Source organism: Polynucleobacter sp. 39-46-10, from assembly GCF_002282275.1.
The window spans coordinates 1-9,123 of sequence record NZ_NCJB01000184.1; the positions used below are offsets into that span (position 1 = coordinate 1).

Below are 9,123 nucleotides of genomic sequence, written 5' to 3' on the forward strand. Positions count from 1 at the left end.
AATCAAGATTCCATTTCAGGATGCTTCGCTGATTGAAACCAATCCCTTTTTTGCGGCAAACACAGAAATCGTGCCAGAACTAGAAGCCTACATGGATGCGCTGCGCAAAGCAGGGGATTCCTGTGGCGCCAAGATTGAAGTACGGGCGCGTAATGTGCCCATCGGTCTGGGTGAACCTTTATTTGATAAGTTAGATGCTGACATCGCGCATGCCATGATGGGTATTAATGCGGTCAAAGGTGTTGAGATTGGTGCTGGCTTTGGGTCAGTAGCGCAACGCGGTAGTGAGCATGGCGACGAACTGCATCCAGATGGATTTGCAAGTAATAATTCTGGCGGCACTTTGGGTGGCATTAGTACCGGTCAAGATTTGCGTGTATCAATTGCAATCAAACCCACTTCTAGTATCTTGAGTCCAAAGGAATCAGTTGACCTAGATGGAAAGCCGATTACTGTGCAAACCAAAGGTCGTCATGATCCTTGTGTGGGTATTCGTGCAACGCCGATTGCTGAAGCGATGTTAGCTCTGGTATTGATTGATCATGCTCTACGCCATCGTGCTCAATGCGGTGATGTGAAACATGCTGTGTCGCCTGTGCCGGCTGCTCGACCTGGTTCAGTAAGCGACTAAATCCGTTTAAGAAAAAGAAAATGACACCTTCAGTGCGTTGGGCCTTCGGGTCCTTTTTCTTTTTATATTTCGCGTATGTTGGCTTAGTTTCTCCCTACGCCAGCCTCTTTTTTCTTGACCGTGGCTTTAGTGTTATTGAGATCGCAGTCTTAATGTCCATGCTACAAATTACACGAATAGTTGGGCCATTCTCCTGGGGATGGCTGTCTGACTACTTGTCCGATCGTATTGGCATTATTAGATTCTGTGCTTGCTTGGCAGCAGTCACTTTCTTATGCATCTTTTTTCTGCATAGTTACATTGCATTTTTCATTTGGATGTTTGTATTGCACACCATTCTTAGTAGCTTGATGCCACTAGGAGAGTCGGCCACAGTACATGCTTTATTTAAAGACAATTCATTTGATAAACGTTATGGCCGCTTACGTTTGTGGGGATCAATTGGTTTTATTGCAATGGTCTTAATTGCTGGCGAGTTATTTCAGCGCGAAGGTATTGAGCTCTATCCGATTGTGGGCGCGGTAGTGTTGATCTTCTTGGCATTAGTGACGTTCCGCTTGCATGAGCCTAAGATGGAACGTCGCAAGATGGTGAAGGGCGAACTCTTAATTGTTTTGTTTAATCCTGATGTGCGTTGGTTCTTGCTATCGGGCTTCTTTATGGTCTTTGCGCATGCAGCTTTGTATGTGTTCTATTCACTCTACCTAGCAGACCTGGGCTACGATAAATTCGAGATCGGTTTATTTTGGGCTCTAGGCGTTGCTGCTGAAGTGATTTTCTTTTATTTCCAGAGCAAAGTGCTCAGTCGTCTGGATGCTGAAGTTGTTTTACAGCTTGCTTTTGGCGTTGGCGTGTTTCGATTTATTTTGATTGCCTTCTTCCCATTCACTTGGGTGCTGATTTTGGCTCAGTTGATGCATGCGGCTACTTTTGGTGCTCACCATAGTGCTGCCACCAAGTTACTGCAGCGCTGGTTTACTGGCCCCTTGCAAGCCAGAGGGCAAGCTTTGATGGCAACAGTATCGTATGGTTTGGGTGGGACGCTAGGTGGTTTAGTTGCGGGTTGGCTTTGGGAGGCAACTCAGCCACGTAATGTCTTCGTGATGGCTGCTTTAGCTTGTGGCCTAGCGGGTATGGCGATTGGAAAACTGCGCCCACGCCACTACCCAGCTAGATAAACCAATCAACATTCTTTACATTGATGCGTAGTTCGGGCCACCACCACCTTCAGGGGTAATCCAAATAATATTTTGACTTGGATCTTTGATGTCACAGGTTTTGCAATGGACGCAGTTTTGTGAATTAATCTGCAGCTGTGGTTGCCCATCTTTTTCTACATACTCATATACGCCAGCAGGGCAGTAACGTTGCTCGGGACCTGCGTAAGTTTTGAGATTCAAGCTGACTGGTACCGACACATCTTTTAATGTCAGGTGAATGGGTTGATTCTCAGCATGATTGGTATTGGAAATAAATACTGATGAGAGGCGATCAAAAGTAATCTTGCCATCTGGTTTTGGATACTCGATGGGTTGATGCTGCGCTGCTGGCTCAAGGCACTCATGGTCTGCATGTTTTAAATGAATTGTCCAGGGCATATTGCCACCCAACAGCTTTTGCTCTAGACCAACCATCAGAGTTCCAAGGTAAAGTCCTTTGGACATCCATGGCTTAAAGTTGCGCGCTTGATTAAGTTCAGTATGTAGCCAACTATTTTTGAACGCGCTTGGATAGGCAGCCAACACATCAGCGGAACGATTCTCATTAAGCGCTGCAACTGCAGCTTCAGCAGCCAGCATCCCAGTCTTAATTGCAGCGTGACTGCCTTTGATGCGTGATGCATTTAAGAATCCTGCATCACAACCAATTAATGCACCCCCTGGGAATACAGTCTTAGGCAGACTATTTAAGCCGCCAGCCGTTAGTGCGCGTGCGCCATAAGCCAGACGTTTTCCACCCTCAAAAGTCTCACGGATTTTTGGATGCAGCTTATAGCGCTGGAACTCTTCAAACGGCGAGAGGTAAGGGTTCTTATAGGAGAGGCCCACTACCAAACCTACTGCAACCTTGTTATCACCCAAGTGATACAAGAATGAACCACCATAGGTGTCGCTTTCTAGTGGCCAGCCTGCAGTGTGAACTACCAGACCGGGCTTGCTCTTAGAGGGTTCTACTTCCCATAGTTCTTTAATACCAATGCCGTAACTTTGTGGGTCAGCATCTTTATCCAATGCAAACTTGCTAATGAGTTGTTTGCCTAGATGTCCGCGTGAACCTTCGGCGAATAGAGTGTACTTGGCACGTAATTCCATGCCAAGTTGAAATTGATCGGTTGGATTGCCTTCTTTATCTAAACCCATTGCACCTGTAATGACACCACAGACTGCACCTTGTTCGTTATACAGAATTTCTGCCGCAGGAAATCCTGGAAAAATTTCTACACCGAGATTCTCGGCTTGTTGGCCAAGCCAGCGAGTCACATTGGCTAAGCTGACAATATAGTTACCCTCATTCTTAAAGCAGTGGGGCAGCATCCAATTCGGAACTTGGAACGAACTTTCTTTTGTTAAAAATAAAAACTGGTCTTGAGTAACCTCAGTATCTAGTGGTGCCCCCATTTCTTTCCAGTTGGGGAATAGCTCGGTGAGCGCCTTAGGATCCATAACGGCGCCAGAAAGGATGTGCGCACCAATCTCGGAGCCTTTTTCCAAAACGCAGACACTAATTTCTTTACCTGACTCATTCGCGAGTTGTTTTGCTTTGATGGCTGCAGATAGGCCTGCTGGACCACCTCCGACGATGACTAAGTCATAGTCCATGGATTCTCTTGGTCCAAATTGTTCGAGCAATTCCTGGGCGTTCATTTCACTCTCCGACATCTCTAAAAATAGCTTGCTGAGCTCATTTTCAGCAATTTTTGGCAATTCCACCATTTTTTTATGGCTTCCTTGAACCCTTCTAGTTTAGTTCTAAGCGATGAAAGGCAGGTTGGTGCCCTTTGCCTTCGGGCTGGGATTCCCAAAGCGTTATGATTACTTTTTTACCTTTTTGGCAATATTAGGACGAATGTATGAATAAAACTTACCCATCAGCAGTAGATGCCTTACGGGATATCTTGAAGGATGGCCAGAAGCTCGCGGTTGGCGGTTTTGGTCTTTGCGGCATCCCTGAGGCTTTGATTCAGGCAGTAAAGGATCTTGGTGCGCAAAATCTGACTGCGATTGCTAATAATGCTGGCGTAGATGGCTTTGGCTTGGGCTTGCTTTTGAATTCAAGACAGGTCAAAAAGATGGTCGCATCCTATGTGGGCGAGAACAAAGAGTTTGAGCGTCAGTTTTTAGCTGGTGAGCTGGAGTTGGAATTTACCCCTCAAGGTACTTTGGCAGAAAAATTGCGCGCAGGCGGTTGCGGTATTCCTGCGTTCTATACCAAAACCGGTGTAGGTACTTTGGTTGCCGAAGGTAAAGAAGAAAAAGAATTCGATGGTGAGCGTTACATCATGGAGCGTGCAATCGTTTCAGACATTTCTCTTGTCAAAGCATGGAAGGCAGATAAGTCAGGTAACTTGATTTATCGCTACACCGCACGTAATTTCAATCCAGTAGTGGCCATGGCTGGCAAGATTACCGTTGCTGAAGTAGAAGAGATCGTAGAGAACGGTGAATTGGATCCGGATGAGATTCATACGCCAGGTATCTACGTGCATCGCTTGGTTCTCAACACCACGCCTGAGAAGCGTATTGAGCAACGCACTTTATCTGCAGCTTAATACCATCGAAGCAATATAAAAACAGTACAGAATATTTAGGAAGATTGATATGCCTTGGAATAGAGATGAAATGGCAGCACGTGCTGCTAAAGAGTTAAAGGATGGTTAAAATGGCAGCACGTGCTGCTAAAGAGTTAAAGGATGGTTACTACGTCAATTTGGGTATTGGTATGCCAACCCTAGTGGCCAATCACGTTCCAGAAGGAATGGAAGTGTGGCTCCAATCTGAAAATGGATTATTAGGTATCGGCCCATTTCCAACGGAAGCAACCATTGATGCGGATTTGATTAATGCGGGCAAGCAAACGATTACGACTTTGCCTGGCTCTTCCATTTTTTCTTCGGCAGATTCGTTTGGAATGATTCGTGGTGGAAAAATCAATATTGCGATTTTGGGCGCAATGCAGGTGAGCGAGCATGGCGACTTAGCTAACTGGATGATTCCTGGCAAGATGGTGAAGGGCATGGGCGGTGCTATGGACTTAGTTGCTGGCGTGAAGCATGTGGTTGTCCTGATGGAGCACGTTGCGAAGAAGAAAGACGGCACAGAAGAAATCAAGATTCTGCCTAAATGCACTTTGCCATTGACTGGTGTAGGTGTTATTAGTCGCATCATTACTGATCTGTGTGTGCTTGATATCACTCCTAAGGGTTTGAAGTTGGTGGAGTTGGCGCCAGGTGTTACTAAGGAAGAAGTATTGTCCAAAACAGGTGCCCCTGTAGATACAATGGGTTTCTAACCTTTTCTACTAGATAGTGAAATAATGGGGTCAATGACCCCATTTCTATTTCTAAAGAGCCTTATATGAGTGCTGCAGACCATTCGCTTCATGCACACAAGCAGGGTGATGCCAAACACTCTCATGCCAAGCAGGTTTCCAATCAAAACCTCCTGCTGATTGCTTTAGTTCTGACATTAGGTTTTTCTGGTGTTGAGGGTGCTGCAGCTTATTTTGCAAATTCATTGGCCTTGATATCAGATGCAGGTCACATGGTGACGGATGCGGCTGCACTAGGCTTAGCCTTACTAGCCCAAATTATTTCTCGTCGTCCCCCATCACCAAAACATTCATTTGGATTTGGTAGAGCAGAAGCGCTTGCTGCATTTGTAAATAGTATTGCGATGTTGGCATTGGTCGCCTGGATTATGGTGGAGGCAGTGAGCCGTTTTTATGATCCGCACCAAGTAGATGGATTGACAGTCACAGTGGTAGCTGCGATCGGCTTGCTGATGAATATCGTTGTGGCTTGGGTACTTTCGCGTGATAAGAAAAGTGTTAATACACGTGCGGCCTTAGTGCATGTTATGGGTGACTTGTTAGGCTCTGTAGCTGCATTGATTGCGGGTATTGTTATCCAATTGACTGGTTGGATGCCAATCGATGCAATTCTCTCCATTTTGGTTTCGTTACTGATTTTGAAATCTACCATTTCCATCTTGCGTGAGTCATATCACTTCTTGATGGAGGGTGTACCTTTACATATTGATTACCTGCAAGTGGGCAATGATCTCAAAAACGTGCCTGGTGTTTTGGCAGTGCACGATTTACACGTCTGGGAAATGACACCAAGTTTTCCAGCACTCATTGGTCATATTGAAATTGATCAGATGAGTGAGTGGCCAGAAATCATGGCGCGCATCAACGAGATGTTGTTGAGTAAACATGGGATTGACCACGTCACTCTACAGCCTGAGATTGCCGGTATGGTGGATGAACATACGCATGATGAGCAATTGCATGATGAGATTAAAAAACCCAATGTGATTCATTATGGAGATAGCTTCTTTGTCACCTGCGCTAGCCCCGATGGTCCGCATCGCATGGCGTATCACGCCTGGGGAAATCCTAGCAATCCAAAGGTATTAGTTTGTGTTCATGGCCTGACTCGTAGGGGTAGTGATTTCAAAACTCTTGCGCAGGCGATGAGCAATGATTACTACGTCGTCTGCCCTGATGTAGTAGGGCGAGGTGATTCTGATCGATTGAAGAACCCAATGCTCTATGCAGTGCCGCAATACGTTGCAGATATGGCAAGCTTGATTCAGCACCTTGGTGTTGCTCAAGTTGACTGGTTTGGAACTTCGATGGGTGGTCTCATTGGTATGGTTTATGCCTCGATGCCTAAAAATCCAATCCGTCGTATGTTGATTAACGATGTGGGTCCACGGATTGAGCCCGAGGCCATTAAACGCTTAGGTTCTTATGTTGGCCAACCTTTTAGCTTTGCTAATCGCGCAGATGCGCTGCAGCGCCTAAATGAGATCTGCGCATCGTTTGGTAGCCATACACCAGAAGAGTGGGAAATTTATAACGGACCGATGCTCGTGCAAAAGGATGGTCTTTGGGTAATGCACTATGACCCTGATATTTCTGTACCGTTTGCATCTGTTAATCCGATTATGGCGAAGGCAGGTGAGATGGCAATGTGGCACGCCTTCAAGCAAATTCATGTCCCGATGCTGATTGTGCGTGGCGGTGAATCAGATTTGCTCTCAGCTAAAACAGTGGCTGAGATGTGTAAGGTCAACCCCTACATTCGGAGTATTGAAATTCCGGGGGTAGGTCACGCACCTGCTTTTGTTAAGTCAGAACAAGTTGCTTTAGCAAAAGAATTCTTTAGTTAAGGATTTCAGTCTTCCATGTCAAATGCTGGCAATGTACCTGAGAGCATCAAAATCATTGATGGCTGGTATGGTGAGCCCTCTGAAAATCATGCTGCTGGTGTACTGAGTATTCTCAAGCTGCTTCATCTGGACGAGGCAACATTAACTGCCGCAAACAATATTGCTCGAACCCATGGCAAAGAAGCGCTGATCAAGTTGATTGGCGAGGAGTCAGCAAGACTTCTAATTGGATACCGTGGCCTCAGGCAGGCTCAAGCCAAACTCGTTCGTAATGATGGTGGTCTCAGCATCTCTGGGCAAGAAGAAATGCTCAGAAAGATGCTGTTGGCCTTTGGTGATGACTTGCGCGTCGTGCTCATCTACCTTGCTTCTCGCTTGCAAACCTTGCGCTGGATTACCCAAGAGAAGATGGAGATGCCAAAAGCATGGGCTCAGGAAATTCTGAATATTGACGCATCGCTCGCGAATCGTCTCGGTATTTGGCAAATGAAATGGGAGATGGAGGACTTGGCATTTCGAGTTCTGTCTCCAGAGATCTATCGAGACATCGCCAAGATGCTGGATGGCAAACGCATTGAGCGTGAATCATTCATTGAGCAGATTGTCAGAAAGCTCAAAGAAGAATTAACTGCCGCACGTATTGAAGGTGAAGTGCAGGGTCGCCCAAAGCATATCTATAGCATCTGGAAAAAGATGCAGGGCAAGTCACTCGATTTTGCCAATCTCTACGACGTCAGAGCATTTAGGGTTCTGGTGGAGGATATTAAATCCTGTTATGCAATTTTAGGAATAGTGCATAACGTCTGGCAGCCCGTACCGCGTGAGTTCGATGACTATATTGCAAGGCCTAAACCCAACGGTTATCAATCTTTGCATACCGTAGTGATGGATGAGCATGGCACCGCATTTGAGATTCAGGTGCGTACCAATCAAATGCATCAACAAGCAGAGTATGGATTGGCTGCACACTGGCGTTACAAAGAGGGTGCTTATGTTGGGGCTGCAACTCCGCCAAAAAATAAACCCACATCCAATACCCCAAGTACACCAAACCCAAATCATCAAACTGGCACACATAGTGCAGCAGTAGCCTATGAGCGCCAGATTGCTTGGGCTAGACAGCTGATCTCCTGGAAAGAAGATGCCTGGGAGCAATTGAAGCACCATGAGATTGATGACCATATTTATGTTCTAACTCCGCTTGGAAAAGTAATCTCCTTGGAGAAAGGTTCATCACCTATCGACTTTGCGTATGCAGTTCATACCGATCTGGGGCACCGCTGTCGTGGTGCTCGAGTTGATGGTGCCATGGTGCCATTAGATACGCCGCTACAAAATGGTCAGACCATAGAAATCATTGCGGTGAAGCATGGTGGTCCCTCACGAGATTGGATAAGCCCTAATCGCAACTACTTACGCTCGCAGCGTGCCCGCACTCGTGTGCGGACTTGGTTTAATGCCTTGGATGATGAAGAGGCTGGTGCTAAGCCTGCTGAGGTCAAAGCTGAGCAAAAGCCAGAGGCTAAGCCGATCACATCAGTACCAGAGATTATTCTGAAGCAAAGTACCCGCAAACAAGGTCAAGCAGGTGATGTGTTGGTCGTTGGGGTGGATTCATTGTTAACTCAATTGGCTCGTTGCTGTAGACCAGTCCCGCCAGATGCGATCGCAGGTTTTGTGACTCAGGGTCGCGGTGTATCGATTCATAGAAGATCCTGTAAAACTTTTAGAGGTTTACTGGAGCGAGCGCCGGAGCGGGTTATTCAAACTGCCTGGAATGAGTCGACCCCAGAAACCCCATCAACTAATGATCCAAAACGCGTATTCCCGGCAGATCTGGCTGTCACTGGCCTGGATCGTCCCGAACTCATGCGCGAGTTATTTGAAATCCTCACAAGGCAGGGCATTCATGTGATTGATTTGCGTAAATCAGCCAAACGAGGCCTTGCTCAAATCCTATTGACCGTGGAAATTAAGGACTCAGAAGCCTTACGTTTAGTTCAAAACAGTCTTGAAGAGGTCAAAGGGGTGACCCAAGTGCGCCGCCGGTGATAAACTCTATGGCTATATAGGCTCGTAGCTCAGCTGGTTAGAGCA

Annotated in this window: 7 protein-coding genes; 6 read left to right on the forward strand and 1 reads right to left on the reverse strand. The window is 46.4% G+C overall.

Going from position 1 to position 9,123, the window contains the following annotated elements; translation table 11 throughout:
* Window positions 1-631: chorismate synthase (aroC, locus tag B7X71_RS12050; protein ID WP_293598728.1), on the forward strand; the 631-nt coding region annotated here is incomplete at its 5' end.
* Window positions 632-651: 20 nt separating this feature from the next.
* Entirely contained in the window at window positions 652-1,809 is a 1,158-nt protein-coding gene (locus B7X71_RS12055) for an MFS transporter (protein ID WP_293598727.1), read from the forward strand.
* 15 nt (window positions 1,810-1,824) lie between these two features.
* On the opposite strand, the gene B7X71_RS12060 is transcribed toward B7X71_RS12055, so the two are convergent.
* The gene (locus B7X71_RS12060; protein ID WP_293598729.1) at window positions 1,825-3,495 is read right to left on the reverse strand and encodes an electron transfer flavoprotein-ubiquinone oxidoreductase; all 1,671 of its coding nucleotides are present in this window, start codon (window positions 3,493-3,495) and stop codon (window positions 1,825-1,827) included.
* A 206-nt stretch (window positions 3,496-3,701) separates the two neighbouring features.
* Between B7X71_RS12060 and B7X71_RS12065 the strand changes: the two genes are divergently transcribed.
* The 4 genes from B7X71_RS12065 (at window position 3,702) to B7X71_RS12085 (ending at window position 9,078) form a co-directional block, all read left to right on the forward strand.
* Complete coding sequence (locus B7X71_RS12065) at window positions 3,702-4,400, forward strand: CoA transferase subunit A (protein WP_293598726.1); 699 nt, start codon at window positions 3,702-3,704, stop codon at window positions 4,398-4,400.
* Between the two features lie 101 nt (window positions 4,401-4,501).
* On the forward strand, window positions 4,502-5,140 hold the full coding sequence (locus B7X71_RS12070) for a 3-oxoacid CoA-transferase subunit B (RefSeq protein WP_293600850.1): 639 nt from the start codon (window positions 4,502-4,504) through the stop codon (window positions 5,138-5,140).
* 65 nt (window positions 5,141-5,205) lie between these two features.
* A complete protein-coding gene (locus tag B7X71_RS17920; protein ID WP_363927025.1) occupies window positions 5,206-7,026 on the forward strand; it encodes an alpha/beta fold hydrolase in 1,821 nt (606 codons plus the stop codon).
* Window positions 7,027-7,041: 15 nt separating this feature from the next.
* Window positions 7,042-9,078, forward strand: a complete 2,037-nt coding sequence (locus B7X71_RS12085; protein ID WP_293598710.1) for an HD domain-containing protein — start codon at window positions 7,042-7,044, stop codon at window positions 9,076-9,078.
* Window positions 9,079-9,123 lie beyond the last annotated feature (45 nt).